A 19,334-nucleotide genomic window follows, 5' to 3' on the forward strand; every position below is an offset into this window, starting at 1 on the left:
CTCCCTTCTATATCCGGGAGAAGGATGCACCCCCTATGGCGCGTCCCCTGAGATCGCTTCCTCCACCGGCATTACCCGGATCAGGTTCAACGGTCGGAGCAGTGCTCCCTCTCAGCCCGATCTGGGCTCCCGTGCGTCTTCGACCTTACCACGACTAGAGATCCCAGGCGACTACACCGCCCATCTGTCGCCTAGTATCGCCTCGGGGAGCGACTGCCCCTTATTGTTCGCGATGCTGGGGATTCCGATGATGACCCGCACTTCTCAGTTGTTGCCACTTGGTTGTTGCGCAGGCTCTTCGATCGTTCGGGTTGTGGTGGGTGTGGTGGTTTCTTTTGGTGCAAACCGGGTGGGATCGGTGTTGCCTGCTGCAGCTACCGGTTTCATGAGGGGAGAGGGAGCCGTTCCGGTTTGTTGCGTCGTGGGTTGGTCGTCATCCGAGTCGGATTGCTTCTGGATCGGCAGCGGGATGCGAAGTTTCTTCGGGATGGCGAAGAAGATGCCGCAGGCGACGAAAGTCAGGGAGACGACGAGTGACTCGCGAGCGTCCCGTGCTGCTATGCAACCGTTAACCCACGCAGCATCAATCATCCCATCTGCCTCGCTATAGAGTTCGTCGGGTTGTGCATCAAGATAGTCCTGGCGGGCGTTGCCTGCCTCGCTGGTGAATCTCAGAACGGCGTTTGGGGAGCTGCCGAATCCCGGTTTGAAAACAGGGACGCAGTGGACGGTGGCGTCGGTGTAGGTGTCGTCGTGGAAGGTGGGTTCGTGTAGTGCGAGCCAGGCGATGCCATAGGTGGCGATGAAGAGGAAGAGGAAGCGGATGAATGTGCCGGTGATATGGTAGCGGGTGTCATTCATTGCTGGGTCAGATAGTGCCGATGTCTGTGTTGGAGTTTGTGGTTCAGACATGATGCCTCCATTCCGGAGTGGTGCGTGTGGGGCGAGGTTTTCGACGTGGCAGTGTGATGGTGACGCATCGCGTGAAAGGAATGGAGAGAGCAACGACGAGTGAGGCGGCGCCGGTGAAGAGGATGTCGATCCGCCTGTCCATGCGCGCGACATGACAGGCCGTGGGCCAAGATGCCTTTAGCATTTTTTGTATGTCGTCGCCATAGCTCATATCGTCGGCGTACTCATCGAAGGCGGTGAGGGTTTGTTCGTCGGGCTGGACCACGTTGCCTGGCACTGCGCCGAATGTTGGATAGATGATCGGAGCGCAATGCACACGCCCAATATTGCTGTCACGGAAGCTTGGCTTGGTTAGAGCCAACCATCCCAGGATAAACAGCGCGATTACTATCACAGCAATACGGACAACACGCCCGTTGAAAGAGACTTGTGGTCGCATGGCTCCTTTTCAGTGGAGTGGTTGTGCGTCTGTCGTGAAGGAAGTTGCTACAACTTGTTGCGGGTTAGGTGTCCTGTGACGGCTGCTCGCTATCGACGGTTTCTCCTTGGTCTCGATTGCCTGTGTTGCCCTTTTGTCTCGGCGGGATGGAAAAGAAGATGATGGTGGCGAGTAGGGAGGCGAGGATGATATGTGTTTGTCGGCTCATACGAGCGACTTCGCAGCCTTGGGCCCAGGTCTGTTTGAGGTCAACGTTGTTGATCGTCCGATTTCCGTCCCTCTGCGATTCTAGGTACTGGTTGTAAGCGCTAACCGAATCGTTGTCAAATTCCACAATCTCACCTGAACGTTGGCCGTATCCGGGGGAAACGACGGAGACACATTGGACCTTTACTTCGGCGTAGTAGTCGTAGAAGCTGGGATTGCTGAAGAGGAACCAGATGATATACAAAAGGGCTACGACGGCGAAGAAGGCCCGTGTGGTGTAGAAACGTCGCTTTTTCATGGCATGGTGTCGCTCTCCGTGGTTGCCGTGTTACTTGGTTTGGGTGCGAACCGGGCGGGGTCGGCTTTAGTTGATGGCTCGCTGTGTGTGGATGCGTTGCCGTGCCGTAGTGCCACGGTGTCGTCTTCCAAGGCGGGATGTCTTTGAATCGGCAGCGGGATACGGGCTTTCTTCGGGATCGCGAAGAAAACTCCGAGAGTAGCGGCCGTGAGAGCAACAATCAGCGCTTCCCGATTCTCACGCGCCGCGATGCAACCGTCACGCCAAGCTGCATTGAGCCTACCGCGCATGGCTGTGTACTCATCGTCCGGCTGTGCATCGAGGTAGTTACTACGGGCATTGGAGGAGTCAATATCATGCCTCCAAACGCCCGCATTCGTGGGGCCGAATCCTGCCTTCAAGACTGGGGTGCAATGCACGGTGGCTCCGGTGTAGGCCTTGTCGTGGAAGGCGGGCTCGTGTACCGCGAGCCAGCAGATGCCGTAGGTAGCGATGAAGAGGACGAGGAAGCGGATAAAGGTGGCGGTGATGTGGTAACGGGTATCGCTCGTCGAGGTGTTGGTAGGGGACGGTTCCGTGGTGTGTGGGTTAGACATGGTGCCTCCAGCCTGGGGTTGCCTGGCGTGTAGGTTGTGATTTTCGGTGGGGCAGGTTGACTGTTATTCGGTCACGGAAGGGGATGGAGAAGATAACGATAAGGCTTGCAGCGCTAAGGAAGAGTATTTCGATCCGCCGGTCCATACGCGCCGTATGACAGCTGGTTCTCCAGGTCCTGGTGAAGGATCTTCGCTCGGCCTCGTCAAGTTTCATCTCGTTGGCGTAGTTATCGAAGGCAGCGAGGGTTTGCTCCTCGGGTTGTGCGGTGTCTGGTACTGCGCCGAAGGTCGGGGCGATAATCGGGGCGCAGTGCACGGCCATGTTGAGGTCGCCGTCACGGAAGCTTGGTTTGGTCAGGGCCAACCATCCCAGGATAAACAGCGCGATTACTATCACAGCAATACGGACAACACGCCCGTTGAAAGAGACTTGTGGTCGCATGGCTCCTTTTCAGTGGAGTGGTTGTGCGTCTGTCGTGAAGGAAGTTGCTACAACTTGTTGCGGGTTAGGTGTCCTGTGACGGCTGCTCGCTATCGACGGTTTCTCCTTGGTCTCGATTGCCTGTGTTGCCCTTTTGTCTCGGCGGGATGGAAAAGAAGATGATGGTGGCGAGTAGGGAGGCGAGGATGATATGTGTTTGTCGGCTCATACGAGCGACTTCGCAGCCTTGGGCCCAGGCGATGTCGATGTCGTTTGGGTAGTAGCGAAGTGGTGAGTCGAGGTACTCACTGCGTGCTGCATAGGCTTCGTCATCAGGGGTGGCTAGGCCTCCGGTGCGGGTTTCGTAAATCGGTGCAGCAATTGCAGCGCAGGCGATTTTTGTTCGGGTGCGCGGATCCTGAAAGCTCGGATTGTCGAGAAGTAGCCAGCCGATGTAGGCAATCGCAATGACGGCGAAGAAGGCGCGGGTGGTGTAGAAACGTCGTTTTTTCACTGATATCTGCTCCTCAGAGTGCTTCATCCTGGCCGGGGCGTGGAGGGAATAGCTTTGAGCGGGATGTGTCCCAGGGGTCAAAGGTACGGTTTTCGATCTGATCCACGACTTCCTTAAGGCTGTCGCTGCTGGCGTTGTCCGTTTCTAAGATAAGATTCATCACTTTCTCAAGATTGATCTTGCCAAGTTGAACCTCTGCCGCGAGGTCGGAGAGAAGCTGCCGGAGCGTATAACTGAGATCGTCGAACTCGTGATTGGGGCCAGCCAGGCCCAAACCGACATTGGGATCCCGAATGGCTACGGAGGACATAATGATGAGGAACGCCTTCGATGAGGCATCCCGGAGATTGTCGGCCATTGTTGGCATATTTGTCGTAATGATCTCGTTGATGAGTCCGACATCGACTACGGCTTCTTTCTCGATATTGATGCCGTCAACGGTGGAAATCGGTGGCATAGTTAAATCATAGTTGCCATGATCGGTATGCATCTGTTCCATGTTCTTCGTGAGGCTGGTGGCGATTGCTTGTTCTCCACGTAGAACATCGTTGTTGATAGAGGTAAAAAGGCTCTTAACCCATGTTATACCTTCCTCGTAGGTTCTGACTCCTTCTGGCAACTTGTACTCTTTCTCGGGGATTTCGGAGACGGTGGCTAGTCCAATTGCGGATAATTCTGCGGCTGTGGCAACTCCACCGGACAGGAAGAGTGCTGCTGCTTTTGCAGCTCCTGCGGCGATCTTCAAAGTGATGTTGTCTTGCGCCGTTTGACATTGCGCAATCATGTCGAATGTCTCCGTAGCGTAAGCGACATTGTCAGCAACAGCAGTTCGGGTCTGTGAAATCACCTCGCGTTCGGAGGCCATGGCTGCGCCAAGAATAGTGGCGACTGCGTGTAGGTTACCGACGGTTGAGCCGAGTTTGTCAACGAACTTCTGTTTAAAGGCCCCGATGGCACCGCCGGACATGTTCTCGATCTTGCGCTCGATGGCATCGATATCGTCCGTGATTAAGCCACCGGGCACGAGGTTTCCTTTGCTAGTACTACCCGAGCTGGCAAGCATCCCCATCAACTTGCGGCAGTATTCAAGTTGCACGTCAAACCCGTCAAGCGATGGCAGATCGGTCCATGGTTCGAGGATCGAATCAATCGTCGCTCGAACCTCGTCAAACGCCCGGCCGAACTGATCGGGGTCAGACCAGAAATTGGCCGGATCTTCGTTGTACTCGCCACGGATGAAATTACGGTGATCCTCGCTGGATAGCGTACCTCCTCCGTCCCCGTGCTCGTTGGGTCGTGTCACGAAGTAATTTACCCCACGGTTCTCATACATTATGTATTCTGACGAACTAGGGTTGAGTGAAAAGTGACCTCCACCTTGTACAGTCCACACCATATAGGCATCAATCGCAGAGCGCTTGAGCTGCCCGATGAGCGTATCCAACTGTGAGTAGAACTGGTGTGTCATGCGTGTGATGCTACTACGTACTCGGACTCTTTGGGGGCTTGTTCACAGGAATTCCAGCGGCGCGTGACCGCTACGGCAACGTCTTGCCTGGTCAGCGTCCAGCACCCGCTAAGCTTGACCTGTGAATGATTCGCATCACAACAGACTTGTTGAGCTAGTTCAGGCCCTCGCGATCCAACACGGCACGTTCACGCTTGCCTCCGGTCGCACCTCCACCTACTACGTCGACATGCGGCGTGCCACGCTGCATCATGAGGCGGGTCCGCTGATCGGGCATGTCATGCTCGACATGTTGGAAGAAGCCGGTTTTGGCCCTGGCGAGGTGGACGCCGTCGGCGGATTGACCATGGGTGCCGATCCGGTGGCTATCGCCATCATGCACGCGGCCGCCGCACGCGGGCTGGACCTAGACGCCTTCGTCGTGCGTAAAGAGGCAAAAGATCACGGGATGCAGCGGCAAATTGAAGGGCCGGATATTGCCGGGCGCAACGTCGTCATTCTTGAAGACACGTCCACTACCGGCAGTTCTCCCATACATGCCCTGCACGCCGCTCGCGCTGCCGGGGCGAACGTGCTGGCCGTCGCCGTCGTCGTGGATCGGGCAACCGGCGCTAAAGAGCGAATCGAAGCTGAAGGTGTGCCATATCTTGCCGCTCTCAATCTCGCCGACCTCGGGCTTGACCCGCAGGCATAAGCAGGGCCTTATGAAGAACCGCAGCAGTTCGCCCGAACAACATGGTGGAAGCGAAGCATTGCCAGAGATAGAAGAAGCATTGCCGGCGGTAGAAGACGCAGCGGGTATCGATGGTGCGGTAGCAGCCATGGACAGTACCAACACCGCCACCCGGATGACGGAATCGCCGCGCGACGTCGGCGTCGGGCCGCTGCCGCAACCATGGCCGGACGATCCGCGCTTCGACCCGGAACTGATGGCGAATGGCGACCGCCGCAATGTCGAGGACCGGTTCCGCTACTGGAGCGTGCAGGCCATTCGCGAGGAGCTGGACCGCGACCGCAGCGCCCTCCACATCGCCATCGAGAACCTTGAACACGATCTCAATATCGGGTCGATTGTCCGTTCTGGTAATGCATTCAATGTGGGCGGTGTACACATCGTGGGGCGCCACCGGTGGAACCGTCGCGGAGCGCTTGTCACCGATCGGTACCTCGATATCCTGCACCACGCCGCTCCCGTCGATCTGGCGCAGTGGGCACGGGAGAATGACTACCACCTGGTCGCCGTCGACAATCCGCCAAACTCCACCGCGCTTGAGGAAACCCACCTGCCGGAGCGCTGCGTGTTGGTCTTCGGGCAGGAATCCACCGGGATCTCGGATGAACTCTTGGCCGTGTGCGAGCAGGCCGTGCGCATCAAGCAGTACGGTTCCACCCGTTCGCTTAACGTGGCAGCCGCCGCCGCAATCGCCATGCACTGGTGGGTGGTACAGCATCGAAGCTAGTGCGCAGGCCCGCAGATTCGTTACAGCAAGGACGCGGAGTGTTTCGTTACAGCAAGGGCCCGCAGATTCGTTACAGCAAGGACGCGGAGTGTTTCGTTACAGCAAGGGCGCGGAGTGTTTCGTTACAGCAAGGGCGCGGAGTGTCCCGATCACTGTCGGTCGCCATGCGGTGTTGGCAGGGAGTTGGGCGATGCCGCAATACAGTTAGACCGTGAAGCTGCCAACGAATAACGCAGGTGGAGATTACCCGGTTCAATGCGCACCATGAATCGGAGGGGTGATGGAAGCGCGCCCGCCCGGGCGCTGCCGGTAGCTCACCACTGGCGAGAATCCACGACCTGGTCGCGAGAATGCTCAGCTCTCGATCCCGAGTAACAGCTCTGCCGTGCGTTGCAGTACTTCGGAAGCCCCCGCTTCGATCCGCAGGTCGGCCAGTGGGTCGGCCTGGGTGCCGCCGCGACTAATGATCGCAAGCGTTGATCCAGTGGCGAGTGCCTCCCGTACCACGAACATGCCGGTCATCACCACAAGTGAAGTTCCGACGACGAGTGCCACATCCGCCTCGCGGGCCATGTCCAGTGAGTCTTGCATCGCCTGGCCGGGCAGACTCTCCCCGAAGAACACCACCGCTGGTTTCAGTATGCCGCCGCAGCGCGGGCAGGGGGGAACGACGAACGTTGAGGCCTGCGCGGCCTCGCGGTCGGCACCGGCGAGGATTGCCGCATGGCGGGGGTCGGGATCCTCCGTGAGGCCGGGATTAAGGCGCCGCAACTCGACGTCGACGCGCTCGCGTGGAAACTCGGCCCCACAGCTAATACAGGTGACTCGAGTGAACGAGCCATGTAGTTCCGCAACTCTACGTGCCCCGGCTTTCTGGTGCAGGTTGTCCACATTTTGCGTGGCGACGCCGACGACGAGTCCCGCTTGTTCCAGCCGTGCCAGAGCGCGATGCCCGGCGGTGGGGGAAAGGGCGTCGACGGCGCGCCACGTCTCCTGATTGCGCTGCCACACCCAGCGGCGCCATACCGGATCGGAGGCGAAGTCATCAAAGTACACTGACGGTTGCTCGGTTGATCCTTTGCCGCGGTAATCGGGTAGGCCCGAGTCTGTGGAGAGTCCGGCTCCGGTGATTGCCACAGTCTTCTTCCCAGCGATCATTGCAGCGAGAGCCTGAGCCGCCTGCGTGATATCGCTGATCATTCCAGAACCTCGATTCCGGCGACGTCGTCGGGATGCTTGGCAATCCAGGCCGCGGCGAAGGAGCAGGTTGGCCGCACGGCTCGGCCCGTGGTACGCGCCTGTTCAATGGCACGGCGCACCAGGGCTGAACCGACGCCTCGGCCCCCGAAAGCTGGGTCGGTGATCGTATGGGGAAGGGTGAGGGTGGCGCCGTCGTCGACGACGTCGATGAACCCGGCTACCTGGCCGTCGATAATCGCCTCGAAGCCGCGCTCGGAATCTCGTATTTCCATAGTGCCAGCGTAGCGCGGTGCAGCCTGGCAGGTGGTGGAGAAAACATTTCGGAACGGAGGGTGGAAGTACGCCTTGTGTCGAGGAAGTGGGGCTGAAGGTGTCGGTGGGGTCGGTAGAAGATGTAAGTGGGGACAGCGGGAAGATAGTGGTTGGCCGACCCCTCGGTGGCTGGCGGAAGTGTGAGAGGCCCACTACCACGCAGACAGAAGTCGGCCGTCTGCCGGACGTGTATGGAGTCGCGCCGTTCAAGGGGAAGCCGCAGGATGGAAGATCCTTCTCCTCGGACGCGTATGGAGCTGGTTGTGTTGTGGCTCTCAATGTGGGCACAAATACCGGGGCCTTTTGGGGTGCTTTCTGTCGGAGCGAAGTGAGAGAATAGGAGAGTCCAGGAAATTACTAAAGGAGAGTTCTCGTGCCTATCGCAACTCCTGAGATTTACAACGAGATGCTTGACCGCGCCAAGGCGGGCAAGTTCGCATACCCGGCGATTAACGTGACGTCGTCGCAGACGCTCACCGCTGCACTGCGCGGTTTCGCCGAAGCTGAGTCGGATGGCATCATCCAGGTTTCGGTTGGCGGCGCCGAGTACGCCTCCGGCTCCACTATTAAAGACCGCGTTGCCGGTTCACTTTCGCTTGCCGCATATGCGCGTGAGGTTGCCAAGAACTACCCGGTGACGGTTGCCCTGCATACCGATCACTGCGCCAAGCAGAACATCGATTCGTGGATCCGCCCGATCATGGAGCTGGAGGCCGAAGAGGTCAAAGCCGGTCGCCTGCCCTTCTTCCAGTCCCACATGTGGGATGGCTCTGCAGTGCCGCTGGATGAGAACCTTGAGATCGCGAAGGAGCTGCTCGCATTGTCGCAGGCGGCCAACACGATTCTTGAGATCGAAATCGGCGTTGTCGGCGGCGAAGAGGACGGCATCGTTGGTGAGATCAACGAGAAGCTGTACACCACCACGGAGGATGCACTGAAGACGGTCAAGGCCCTCGGCGTTGGTGAGAATGGTCGCTACCTGACGGCTCTGACCTTCGGTAACGTTCACGGCGTGTATAAGCCGGGCCATGTCAAGCTTCGTCCGGACATCCTTGGCACCATCCAGGAAGAAGTCGCCGCAGAGATCGGCTGGAAGGATAACCGCCCCTTCGACCTCGTCATGCATGGCGGCTCCGGCTCCACCGCTGAGGAAATCGCCACCGCAGTGGCGAACGGCGTCATCAAGATGAACGTTGACACGGACACGCAGTACGCCTTCACCCGCCCGGTTGTGGACCACATGTTCCGCAACTACGACGGCGTCCTCAAGATCGACGGCGAGGTCGGTACCAAGAAGCTGTACGATCCGCGTTCGTGGGGTAAGGCTGCCGAAGCCGGCATGGCCGCGCGTGTTGTCGAGGCGTGCGAGCGCCTTGGCTCCGTCGGCACCAAGATGGCCTGATAGGGCTGAACCGAAGAAGCGCTGGCCGGGCATCCGCAATGGGTGCCCGGCTTTTCGTATGCAGGGCTGTTGAGGTGACCGGCATAGGATGCGTGTCCAAATCCCGTCCAAACGGAAAAGAGCCGAACGGCACACCAGCCAAAATCCGCATGATTCCGCCATTCTTTAAAATGAATTAATCCAGATTAGCGCCGTTTGGACGGGATTTGGACAGTCGCAGAGGTAGGGCCTTCAACGCCTCCGGGTCTTTTGCTCGGCACGGGCGATCCGGCGCTCCTCGCGTTCAAGAAGTGCAAAAGTCTTTGTGTCTAGCGGGATATCCAACGGAATGTCCTCTTTTTGAATTGCGACCAGGCTGCTGACCGTTGCGCCATGAGATTCGCGAGCGTGCACGATAAGTGACATCGCTTGCCGGGAGAAACGCTGTACGTTGACACTGCCATGTTCTACATTGGCCTGAAAACATTTCGCAGGAAGGAATGTGGCTGCTGCCTGAATTGTCGAGGTCCGGCGCACTGGCGTCGGCGTGGCCTGGCGCACTGGCCGCATCCCGTGTTGCCAAGAGGATGTGGTGTATTTGAACCTTCTCGCGAACGCCTGGGATCAACTCCCAGGGAAGGAACTCGCCGTCGCCGAGCCAGAAGCTCAAACGGCTGCCGCCACGCCGCAGGGCGAGTGCGTGCCATGGCGAGTCTACGTGCCGAAGCGCGGTTTCGACTGGGTTCTTGTCCCTCTGGTACTTAGCGTCGCGTAGCGCGAGCTCAGCTACATGTAGGGCATCCACGGCTTCTAGACCCTCAAGCGTCATTCGTGCCCGGGCGTCCAGTAGTGGCCCCGTCCAGAGATTGAAACGAGCGTCGCCTGAGTCGCACATAGCATGACCTTCTAGATTCGCATTGGATGCCGACGGCTACTAGATTCTAGTCTCGCATTCTGGGGCCAAACGGCCAGTCTCTGGAAATCAAGGGCATGATCCGGGCAACTCGGGCTGAAGTTACTGGGCCGGGTTCTCCGGGCTTTTGCTTGTTTTCCGGGTTATTCGCGGAAATTGGTGGAAATCCCGGAGAAGGGGGCGGCGTGGACGGGGATCACAGGTTCCATGGTTGCTGGTGGAACACCCGGAGAACGGGAGTGGGATGGACGAGGATCACGGGTTTCACAGCTGCTAGTGGAAAACCCGGAAAACGGGAGTGGGTCGAGCGTGGCGAGGTGTGGAGAGGCAGGCACGGCAGGCGCGAAACGACAGGCGGAAAACGGCCAGTCAGGTTTTTGGGAGGGGAATCGTGCAAAAGCTACTCGCGTGCGGCAGCGCGCAGACGATTGATCACGGGAAGCTCGATGAGTGCGATCAGGTACGCAATGAATGCAACTCCCAACAGAATCATGAACCACGCGAGTGGAGCCCGCGCAGCCGACACGTAGAACCCCAGTACTACTGGTGCGGCAAGCAGGCCGAGCGTCAGGATCGTACGCCCCAGATGCCCAACCGCCAGCAACGCCGCGTTGCCCACATGGCCAACAACCGTGTTCTCGAAGAAGGCCACTAGCGGGATCAGCCAGGTAAGCAGTGCCACCAGAAATACGACTCCGGCGATGAGCAGGCCCGTCAGCGCTCCAGATGCGCCGGGGCTCGCCATGCCGCCAAGCAATCTATTCTCTAGCCAGAGGAGGAAAAGCAAGATCGTGATCGGCAGCCACCATCCGAGGGACTGTATGAGATTTCTACGGAATGATCGCCACCAGCTCCTGGCAATCAACCCATCCTCGTCGCGCGCCATATCCATTGTGACCCGCGCGCAGGCGGTTAAAGACGCCCCGGCGGTGATGACCGGTAGACAGCCCAGCAGTGTCAGAAGATTGATAACAACGAGGTCCGTCGCCGCGGTCAGGGCTCGGTAGAACGATGAGTCAGGCCCTAGCCACTGTGCCATTTACTTCTCCTTCTCACGAGCTGTGAATGCCGGTCGGGTCGCCGGGTGGGTGATGCCCGATTTGTCCCTCATCTCACCAGCTGTGCATGCCGACCGGATTGTACCCAATCTGTCCCGCATTCTCCTGGGCTGTGCCGCTGTGGACTCGTTCCACATGGGCGTAAGCCATGGTGCTACGACGGGAATAGCGACCGGGCGCGGCCTGGGGAAGGACCTGCGTGACTTCGTTACCCCATGGCAGCACCCGGCCGCGGCTTTGCCGACCTCTTGACAGCATCCGGTCGCGGCTTTGTCTACCCCTTGACCGCACCCGCGGCGACGCCCTCGATGATGTACTTCTGGGCGGAGAGGTAAAAGATAACGATGGGCACGATAGCGAGAACCAACATCGCCATCTGCGCACCCATGTCGCGGTTGCCGTTCGAACCTATAAGAGACTGAATGACGATGGGGATAGTCCGGTAGTTCTCGTCTTGCCCGATTACCAGATTCGGGAGCAAGTAGTCGTTCCACACCCACATTGCGTTAAGAATGGCAACCGTAATCGCGGTGGGTTTGAGAAGTGGCAATACCACGCGGAAGTAATTCTGTAGTGGCGAGCAGCCATCTATGAAGGCTGCCTCTTCGATCTCTAGTGGGATTGACCGAACGAAACCTGAGAAGAGGAATACCGACAGTCCAGCCCCGAAGCCGAGGTAGAGGACGATCATCCCCCAAGGGGTTGCGAGGCCGAGGGCGTCCGCGATCTTCACGGTTGGAAACATGACCATCTGGAAGGGTGCGATCATGGAGAAGGCGAACATGTAGTAGAGCAGAGACGTCCACCAGGTTTTCACTCGGGTGATGTAGTAGGCGGTCATCGCGCAGAAGAAGACGATCACAATCACCGAGCACACTGTAATGAACAGTGACCAGCCAATAGCGCGCAGGAAGCCATTGAGTTGGAGGCCGGTTTCGTAGTTCGTCACTCCGGCGAAGCTGTCACCAGTGGGGATGCTGAACGGATCAGCTGAGATGAACAACTTGTTTTTGAACGAGTTGATGAGGATGAAGGCCAGCGGAACAAGATAGACGAGTGCGAGGAAGCTCAGTACGATGACGGCAACCACGCGTCCGGGTGTCGTCTTCGGACGAGTATTCGGCATGTTTAGTTTGCCATCCGACGCGGCGGGGAAGTCTGTCGACGTCGCTACTACAGCGGTACTCACTGATCCACCTCCCTGGAACGTGTGGCGCGCAGTTGCAACAGCGCAATGACCGAGACGATCAGGAAGAAGATCACGGCCTTGGCCTGCGCAATCCCTTCCTGGGAGACTTTGTCATACATGGTGGAGACGATGTTCAAAGCGGCCATTTGGGTTTTCTGTAAAGGAGCACCGCTGGTCAGCGCCAAGTTCTGGTCATACATCTTGAAGGTGTTGGCCAGCGTGAGAAACAGGCAGATAGTCACGGAGGGCATAACCATGGGGATCGTGACAGAGCGCAGTTTCTGCCACCCGGAAGCTCCATCGATCTCGGCCGCTTCGAGTAGCTCCGGCGGCACATTCTGCAGCCCCGCAATGTAGATGATCATCATGTAGCCCATTAGCTGCCAGTTGATTAGCATGACGAGGCCCGCGAAGCCGAGCTTCCAGTCATTGAACAGAGTCATTTCCCAACGACTCAGGATGGCGTTGAGCATTGCCTGCCAGGTGTAGCCGAGTACGATGCCGCCGATCAGGTTCGGCATGAAGAAGATGGTACGGAAGAAATTCGTACCGCGGAGCTTCTTCGTGAGCATGTAAGCAAGTACGAAGGCCCCGATATTGACCGTGATGATGGAAACAATCGAGATGAGCGCGGTGAACAGCAGCGCGTAGGCGAAGTTCTGCCCGTCGGAGAAGGCCTTTTGGTAGTTCTCAATTCCTACCCACTGGGCGTTCGTGAGGGTGGTGAACTTCGTGAAGGAGAGATAGAGGCCGATGAAAAACGGGGCAAGGAACGCGATCAAGAACGCGATCAATGTAGGCGCCGTGAAATGTGCTGAGTAAATTCGGAGAGTTCTCGTCATGGCTTAACCTCTCGTCCGGGCACCGATGCACGACCGGTGCCCGGACGGCTATGACTAGCTATTTTTCTGCTTCTCGGAGGTCCACGCGCTGGTGAAGTACTCCATCACATCCGACCATTCCTCCTGGCCGGTTGCGTACTGCGAGAGGTGCTGACCGAGCTGGTTCTTGAAGTCCTGGCTCGGGAAAACAGTAAAGACCCAGGTAACGTTGTACAGGTCGTCGTTGTTCATGTACTCGACGACTTCCTTGCCGAGCGGGTCCTCGGGGGCTAGATCTTCAAAAGTGTCGAAGGGTGCGATGAAGCCGAGCTTCTCGGAGACAAGCTTCGTGCCATCCTCAGAGGTGAAGAGCCAGTTTGCGAAGTCAATGGCAGCTTGCTGGTCTGCCTCCGATGCCTGCGAATTCACGGCGAGGAAGTTTTCGGTGCCAATAGCGAGACCGGCTTCTTCTTCACCGTCGACTCCCATGTAAATCGGTAGGAAGTGGATGTCTTCTTCCTTGACGGTGTTGCCTTCCACCTCGGAGATCTGGCTCCAAGCCCAGTTGCCGTTTTGTACCATGGCGGCCTTCCCGAGCGCAAACTCGGACATTGAATCAGTGACGAGTTTGGCGGGCGCCTGGGATGCGGAGATCGTCGAGTCCGTTAGATAGAGATCGAAGATATCCTTGTAGTTGTCGCCGTAGGTCATCTCGACCGTGTCGGTATCGGCAAGATCTTTATCGCGCAATTCGTAGTAGACAGGATAGTTGGCGAGATGGGTCTGCCAGCGCCACTCCTCGCCCGGTGACAGCGACGTCGACGCGAACACGCCGTCGATTCCGAGTTCATCCTTCTTGGATTGCATGTCATCCGCGACAGCCTTGAGGGTGTCGAAGTTGTTGATGTCATCCATGGACGTGGCGACCGCACCGTCAGTCTGGAAGTACTGCTGCATGATGGCATCGTTGTAGATGATGCCATAACCTTCGGTTGCGAACGGTACACCGTAGATCTTGCCGTCTTCACCGGTCACCGCCATTGAAGGGTCGGAAAGATGCTTCGCAAAATCCGTGTCAGTCAGATCGAGCGTGTAGTCCTTCCACGTCTCATAGCCGACGGGTCCATTGATATTGAACAACGTCGGTGCATCTGACTTCGCCAGTTCGGTCTTCAGGGTCGGCTGGTAGTCGCCAGAGGCTGCGGTGACAATCTTGACTTTGACACCAGTCTCTTTTTCGTAGGCGGCTGCAACCTCTTTCCAAGCGTCTTCAGATTCTGGCTTGAAGTTAAGGTAGTAGACGGATGCCTCTCCGTCATCACTTGAATCATCACTGCTGCTGCAACCCGCCGCTCCGGCAAGTGCCAGTGCGGCAATGCTGCCGAGTGCTGCGTATGTTCTAAAGCGACGCATACGTAATGCCCTCCTTTGGACACGGTCACGACGATGTTGTGGCCGTCACCGGGTTATGTTTATGCCCGAGGCCGTGGCTCGGGCGTGTGCACATACATTCCTACCACAGTCTTGCAGTGTTTGTGAAAAACGTTGCAGAACTGTTATGTGCGGTACTGTTGTGAATGCGGAAGTGGAGTAGGCCTGGTGCGCATCAGTCGCGTTGCGGAGATTGTGAAAGCGCATGTGACGTGTGTGGGAGGAAAGGGTGCCTCTACCGGGCTTTGAGCTTCCGGACGACGCCGTTGCTTGCGTCAGCAGGACCTGATCGCACAACTCGTACACGATCCCCGTACAAGCAAAGTGACCCGTACAAGCAAAGTGACCCGTACAAGCAAAGTGACCCATGCAAGCCAAGTGACCCATACAAGCAAGCTGATGGTCGCGCCTGTGAGCTGGGTTCAGACAGGTGCCCTGCGGCAGATGTCTGAACACATGCGCCTTCCCGCAAATGCAAGTGTGCCCCCCTTCAGCGGGGGCACACTTAGTGACAACATATCCGTATCGGAGCCCAGCGTGACTTTTGAAACCGGGTGCACGGCGCAGCCGGGCCCAGCACCTTACCGATCTTCGTCCACTCAGATGGCCTGCCGGTCCAGCTTCCACACTTCGGTGGCGTAGTCGTTGATCGTCCGGTCGGAGGAGAAACGGCCAGACATGCAGATATTGACCCAGCACTTGCGCGCCCAGCTCGTCTGGTCGCGGTAGTCCTCGGCCATGCGGTCCTTCGCCTCGCGATACGCGGCGAAGTCTCCCAGCACGTAATAGATATCCGCGGCCTCCCAGGAGCTGCCGTCAAGGAGTGTACCGAGGAGATCGTGGAACTCGCCGGTTCCGTCGTCGTTCAAGGTGCCATCGACGAAGGCATCCAAGGCGCGCTTGAGGCCGGGAACCGTCTCGTACGCCTCACGCGGCTGGTAGTGCTGGCGCAGCGTGGGCAGCTCGTCCTCCGTAGCACCGAAGATGTAGGCATTCTCCGGTCCGACAGCGTCGAGAATCTCCACATTCGCGCCGTCCAGCGTGCCAAGGGTCAAGGCACCGTTCATCATGAACTTCATATTCGATGTACCGGATGCCTCTTTGCCAGCCATCGAAATCTGCTCAGAGATATCGGCCGCAGGAATGATGTGTTCGGCGGGGGATACGTTGTAGTTCTCCACGAAAACGACGTTGAGCTTTCCAGCCATATCCGGGTCAGAGTTCACGAGCCGGGCGACCTCGTTGATGAGCTTGATAATCGCCTTGGCGCGCCGGTAACCGGGTGCCGCCTTGGCGCCGAAAATGAACACGCGTGCCGGGGTATCTAGTTGCGGGTCATCCTTGAGGCGGAAGTAGAGATCGAGGATGTAAATGGCGTTGAGTACCTGACGCTTGTACTCGTGCAGACGCTTGATTTGCACATCGTAAATCGCATCCACCGGGATATCGACGCCCTGCCGGTTCTTGATCCACGCGGCGAAATCCGCCTTGTTGGCCTGCTTGATGGCCATGAGTTCGCCGAGGATGGCGTCGTCGGCCTTCTCGACCAGCATTGCCAACTCATCCAGGTCGGTCACCCAGCTGTCGGAGCCGACCACGCGTGTCAAAAGGCCAGCGAGGCGCGGGTTGCAGTTGTTCAACCAGCGGCGTTGGGTCACGCCGTTGGTCTTGTTGTTGAACTTCTCGGGCCAGATCTCATACCAGTCATGGAGCGTGTCGCGCTTGAGGATTTCCGTGTGCAACGCCGCCACACCATTGATGGAGAAAGAGGCGTAGCAGGCAATCCATGCCATGTGAACACGTCCGTCCGAAAGTGGTGCCATGTAGTTGATCTTGCCGTCGTCGTAACCCAGCCCGGCCAGTTCCGCGCGGAAGCGGCGGTCGATTTCGGCGACAATCTCCAAGACACGCGGGAAGAGCTGCTGGAAGATAGAAACCTCCCAGGATTCGAGGGCTTCCGCCAGAACCGTGTGGTTCGTGTACGCGAAGGTCTCCTGGACAATCTTCCAGGCATCATCCCAGGTCATGCCATGATCGTCCAGCAGCAGGCGCATCAACTCGGGGATGGCGAGTACCGGGTGCGTGTCGTTCAACTGCACCGCGTTGAACTTACCGAAGTCCTTGAGATCCTCGCCGTGCGTGCGCTGGTAGTTGTCGATCATTGTCTGCAAGGATGCCGACACGAAGAAGTACTGTTGCCGCACGCGTAGCACCTTGCCTTCATACGTGGTGTCGTTCGGATAGAGGACACGGCACAGATCGGCTACGCGCTCGCGCTCCACAATGGCATCGGTGAATCGTTGCGAATTGAAGGCGTCGTAATCGAACTCCTCGATCGGCTCGGACTTCCACAGGCGCAAGGTGTTGACGTTACGAGTTCCGAATCCGGTGATCGGCATGTCATAAGGGACTGCCCTCACATGCATGTCTGAGAAGTGCACGTACTTGGCTTGTTCGGCGCGGCGGATGACGAAAGGGTTGCCCTGTTCCATCCACGGGTCCGGATGCTCGGTCTGGAAGCCGTTGTCAATGGTTTGCTTGAACAGGCCATAGCGGTAGAGGATGCCGTAGCCGGTTACTGGGAGGTTCAATGTGGCGCAGGAATCGAGGAAGCAGGCGGCGAGTCGGCCGAGGCCGCCATTACCCAGAGCGGCATCCGGTTCGGCCTCCAGCACGTCGGAGAGATTCTGCCCGTAGGCGGCGAGAGCCTGCTCGGCGTCCTCGACCAGGCCGAGGTTGGTCAGATTGTTCAGGAGGGCGCGGCCCATCAGGAATTCGGCCGAGAAATACGCGGCCTGCCGCGCGGGAGCATAGGCTGCCTGTGTCGCGTGCCAGTTATCGGCAAGCTTTTCGACGACGAGCTCCGATAGGCCGGTCCAGAACTCGCGCGGGATCGAGTTGCGCGTGGTGGTGCCGGAGACGGAGCGGACGAAGGCGCCCAAAGATCGCGTCAGGTCTGTTGACATTGCTGATTCTCCTTGCGAAAAAAGTTTCAGCGCTAGCGTAGCGGACGACGGCGGAAATTGCTTGTTTCAGGCACAAATCTCACGCGGACACGCTGTGGTACCGCTCCCAACTCGTAGCGCATAGACACCGGCACCTCGCTCGATAGCGGGCATGCACCTCGCTGCCAGGCAGGCGCCGACCAAAGGTCGAATGCCTGAAATCATGCGATTTTGAATGCGAAACCGCCGGTTCCCAGCTCGGACCGAACGGAAAGAACCCGTCCAGCATATAACGTCACCTGTGTTTTGTAAGACTCATGGCTATGCTGAGACGGTAGTACCAGCTCTACGGGGAGGGCCGATGCCGACCGCGTAGGCGGCCCCGTCCGTGGCGCTGAACAAGTTCCGTGAAGGAGAGGCGAATGCCCGCGATAATCATCCTCGGTGCGCAATGGGGCGACGAGGGCAAGGGAAAGGCGACCGATCAGCTGGGAGCACGTGCAGACTACGTTGTGAAGTACAACGGCGGTAACAATGCCGGGCATACTGTAGTGATTGGCGAGAACACCTTTGCGCTGCATTTGCTTCCCTCTGGCATTCTCTCGCCGGGGTGTGTGCCGGTGATCGGCAACGGGGTCGTCGTCGATCTGGACGTGCTGTTCCAAGAGGTCGACGAACTGGAGGCGCGCGGAATTGACACCTCACGCCTGCGTATTTCTGCCAACGCGCATATCATCACGCCCTACGGGCGTGCACTTGATCGCCTTTCCGAGCGTTCGCTTGGCTCCCGCAAGATAGGGACGACCGGGCGTGGCATCGGCCCCAGCTATGCGGATAAGGCTTCTCGTGTGGGAATTCGGATCCAGGACCTCTTCGACGAGTCCATTTTGCGGCAGAAGATCAGCAGCGCCCTGACATCGAAGAACGGCATGCTGACAAAAGTCTATGGGGAGGAGGCCGTTGACGCGCAGGCCGTGGCAGACCAGTTGCTCGAATACACCGAGCGGATCAGGCCGATGGTCGCGGATACCTCGTTGGAGATCAACCAGGCGCTTGATGCGGGAAAGACGGTGGTGTTCGAGGGTGGACAGTCCACCATGCTTGACATCGATCATGGCACATACCCCTATGTCACATCGTCCAATGCGACTGCGGGTGGTGCCTGCACCGGAAGCGGCGTCGGCCCGACGCGTATCAGCCGCGTCGTGGGCATTGTGAAGGCGTACGTGACGCGGGTGGGAGAAGGGCCGTTCCCCACCGAGCTTCTGGACGATGCGGGGCGGTGGTTGCGCGAGCACGGTGGCGAGTACGGTGTAACAACCGGGAGGCCGCGGCGTTGTGGATGGTATGACGCGCCGGTGGCACGCTACTCCAGCCGCATCAATGGACTCACGGACCTTGTGTTGACGAAGCTTGATGTGCTTGGGGGCCTGGAGACGATCCCGGTTTGCGTGGCATACATGATCGAGGGGAAGCGCGTTGACGAGGTTCCGGTATCGCAGTCGGATTTCCACCACGCCCAGCCCGTCTACGAGCATTTGCCCGGCTGGCACGACGATATTTCCGGTTGCAGAACGTTCGACGAGCTGCCGGAGGCGGCAAGGAACTATGTGTTGTATCTGGAGGAGATCTCCGGTTGTCGCATCAGTGTGATCGGCGTGGGCGCAGACCGTGAGCAGACCATCGTGCGTCGCGACCTACTACAATAGTCCAGGACCTGCTGCAAGAGGGCCACAGGAAATGGTTCGAGCAGAACGCCGTTGAGCATC

General features: G+C 58.2%; 18 protein-coding genes, 1 pseudogene and 1 riboswitch. Of the genes and pseudogenes, 5 read left to right on the top strand and 14 right to left on the bottom strand.

Features of this window, described 5'->3' with window-relative positions; translation table 11 throughout:
• Positions 1-40: 40 nt before the first annotated feature.
• A riboswitch (TPP riboswitch) is annotated at positions 41-143 on the bottom strand.
• Positions 144-264: 121 nt separating this feature from the next.
• The 7 genes from EKN07_RS09155 to EKN07_RS09185 all read right to left on the bottom strand — a co-directional run bounded on the left by EKN07_RS09155 (position 265) and on the right by EKN07_RS09185 (position 4,720).
• The gene (locus tag EKN07_RS09155; RefSeq protein ID WP_108716321.1) at positions 265-912 is read right to left on the bottom strand and encodes a hypothetical protein; all 648 of its coding nucleotides are present in this window, start codon (positions 910-912) and stop codon (positions 265-267) included.
• Positions 905-1,351 carry a hypothetical protein gene (locus tag EKN07_RS09160; protein ID WP_108716320.1) on the bottom strand — a complete coding sequence of 149 codons (447 nt, stop codon included), beginning with the start codon at positions 1,349-1,351 and terminating at the stop codon, positions 905-907. Before EKN07_RS09160 ends, EKN07_RS09155 begins: the two co-directional genes overlap by 8 nt.
• Positions 1,352-1,415: 64 nt before the next feature.
• A complete protein-coding gene (locus EKN07_RS09165; RefSeq protein WP_108716319.1) occupies positions 1,416-1,856 on the bottom strand; it encodes a hypothetical protein in 441 nt (146 codons plus the stop codon).
• Positions 1,853-2,452: a hypothetical protein gene (locus EKN07_RS09170; RefSeq protein ID WP_108716318.1), complete on the bottom strand. Its 600-nt coding sequence runs from the start codon at positions 2,450-2,452 to the stop codon at positions 1,853-1,855. The genes EKN07_RS09165 and EKN07_RS09170 overlap by 4 nt, the downstream gene beginning before the upstream one ends.
• Positions 2,445-2,894 (bottom strand): DUF236 domain-containing protein, encoded by a 450-nt coding sequence (locus EKN07_RS09175; RefSeq protein ID WP_108716317.1) that lies wholly within the window; start codon positions 2,892-2,894, stop codon positions 2,445-2,447. Before EKN07_RS09175 ends, EKN07_RS09170 begins: the two co-directional genes overlap by 8 nt.
• Positions 2,895-2,958: 64 nt before the next feature.
• Entirely contained in the window at positions 2,959-3,387 is a 429-nt protein-coding gene (locus tag EKN07_RS09180) for a hypothetical protein (RefSeq protein WP_108716316.1), read from the bottom strand.
• Positions 3,388-3,400: 13 nt separating this feature from the next.
• Positions 3,401-4,720, bottom strand: a complete 1,320-nt coding sequence (locus tag EKN07_RS09185) for a hypothetical protein (protein ID WP_206435707.1) — start codon at positions 4,718-4,720, stop codon at positions 3,401-3,403.
• A gap of 256 nt (positions 4,721-4,976) precedes the next feature.
• On the opposite strand from EKN07_RS09185, the gene pyrE reads away from it, so the two are divergent.
• Both pyrE and EKN07_RS09195 read left to right on the top strand, forming a co-directional pair.
• Positions 4,977-5,549 carry an orotate phosphoribosyltransferase gene (pyrE, locus tag EKN07_RS09190; protein WP_108716314.1) on the top strand — a complete coding sequence of 191 codons (573 nt, stop codon included), beginning with the start codon at positions 4,977-4,979 and terminating at the stop codon, positions 5,547-5,549.
• Positions 5,550-5,676: 127 nt separating this feature from the next.
• Positions 5,677-6,315, top strand: coding sequence for a TrmH family RNA methyltransferase (locus EKN07_RS09195; protein ID WP_240611494.1), 639 nt, complete (start codon positions 5,677-5,679; stop codon positions 6,313-6,315).
• Between the two features lie 354 nt (positions 6,316-6,669).
• Here the strand turns inward: EKN07_RS09195 and EKN07_RS09200 are convergent, their stop codons facing one another.
• On the bottom strand, positions 6,670-7,515 hold the full coding sequence (locus EKN07_RS09200; RefSeq protein ID WP_108716312.1) for a Sir2 family NAD-dependent protein deacetylase: 846 nt from the start codon (positions 7,513-7,515) through the stop codon (positions 6,670-6,672).
• Positions 7,512-7,832, bottom strand: a pseudogene (locus tag EKN07_RS09205) (GNAT family N-acetyltransferase); the annotation flags it as partial. The gene EKN07_RS09200 and the pseudogene EKN07_RS09205, both read right to left, overlap by 4 nt.
• 368 nt (positions 7,833-8,200) lie before the next feature.
• Between EKN07_RS09205 and fbaA the strand changes: the two are divergent.
• Complete coding sequence (fbaA, locus tag EKN07_RS09210) at positions 8,201-9,229, top strand: class II fructose-bisphosphate aldolase (RefSeq protein WP_108716310.1); 1,029 nt, start codon at positions 8,201-8,203, stop codon at positions 9,227-9,229.
• A gap of 571 nt (positions 9,230-9,800) precedes the next feature.
• Positions 9,801-9,983, top strand: coding sequence for a hypothetical protein (locus EKN07_RS12600; RefSeq protein ID WP_206435708.1), 183 nt, complete (start codon positions 9,801-9,803; stop codon positions 9,981-9,983).
• A 538-nt stretch (positions 9,984-10,521) separates the two neighbouring features.
• Here the strand turns inward: EKN07_RS12600 and EKN07_RS09215 are convergent.
• From EKN07_RS09215 to EKN07_RS09240, 5 genes are all read right to left on the bottom strand, one after another.
• Entirely contained in the window at positions 10,522-11,160 is a 639-nt protein-coding gene (locus EKN07_RS09215) for a DUF624 domain-containing protein (protein ID WP_108716308.1), read from the bottom strand.
• 293 nt (positions 11,161-11,453) lie between these two features.
• Entirely contained in the window at positions 11,454-12,305 is an 852-nt protein-coding gene (locus tag EKN07_RS09220) for a carbohydrate ABC transporter permease (protein WP_108716307.1), read from the bottom strand.
• A 59-nt stretch (positions 12,306-12,364) separates the two neighbouring features.
• A complete protein-coding gene (locus tag EKN07_RS09225; protein WP_108716306.1) occupies positions 12,365-13,210 on the bottom strand; it encodes a sugar ABC transporter permease in 846 nt (281 codons plus the stop codon).
• Between the two features lie 54 nt (positions 13,211-13,264).
• A complete protein-coding gene (locus tag EKN07_RS09230) occupies positions 13,265-14,602 on the bottom strand; it encodes an ABC transporter substrate-binding protein (RefSeq protein WP_108716305.1) in 1,338 nt (445 codons plus the stop codon).
• Positions 14,603-15,219: 617 nt separating this feature from the next.
• Positions 15,220-17,586 carry a glycogen/starch/alpha-glucan phosphorylase gene (locus EKN07_RS09240; RefSeq protein ID WP_126146241.1) on the bottom strand — a complete coding sequence of 789 codons (2,367 nt, stop codon included), beginning with the start codon at positions 17,584-17,586 and terminating at the stop codon, positions 15,220-15,222.
• Between the two features lie 401 nt (positions 17,587-17,987).
• On the opposite strand from EKN07_RS09240, the gene EKN07_RS09245 reads away from it, so the two are divergent.
• A complete protein-coding gene (locus EKN07_RS09245; RefSeq protein WP_126146242.1) occupies positions 17,988-19,274 on the top strand; it encodes an adenylosuccinate synthase in 1,287 nt (428 codons plus the stop codon).
• The last annotated feature ends 60 nt before the right edge of the window (positions 19,275-19,334 follow it).

It is taken from the genome of Actinobaculum sp. 352 (assembly GCF_003957265.1).
In the GTDB taxonomy this organism is placed as follows: domain Bacteria; phylum Actinomycetota; class Actinomycetes; order Actinomycetales; family Actinomycetaceae; genus Asp313.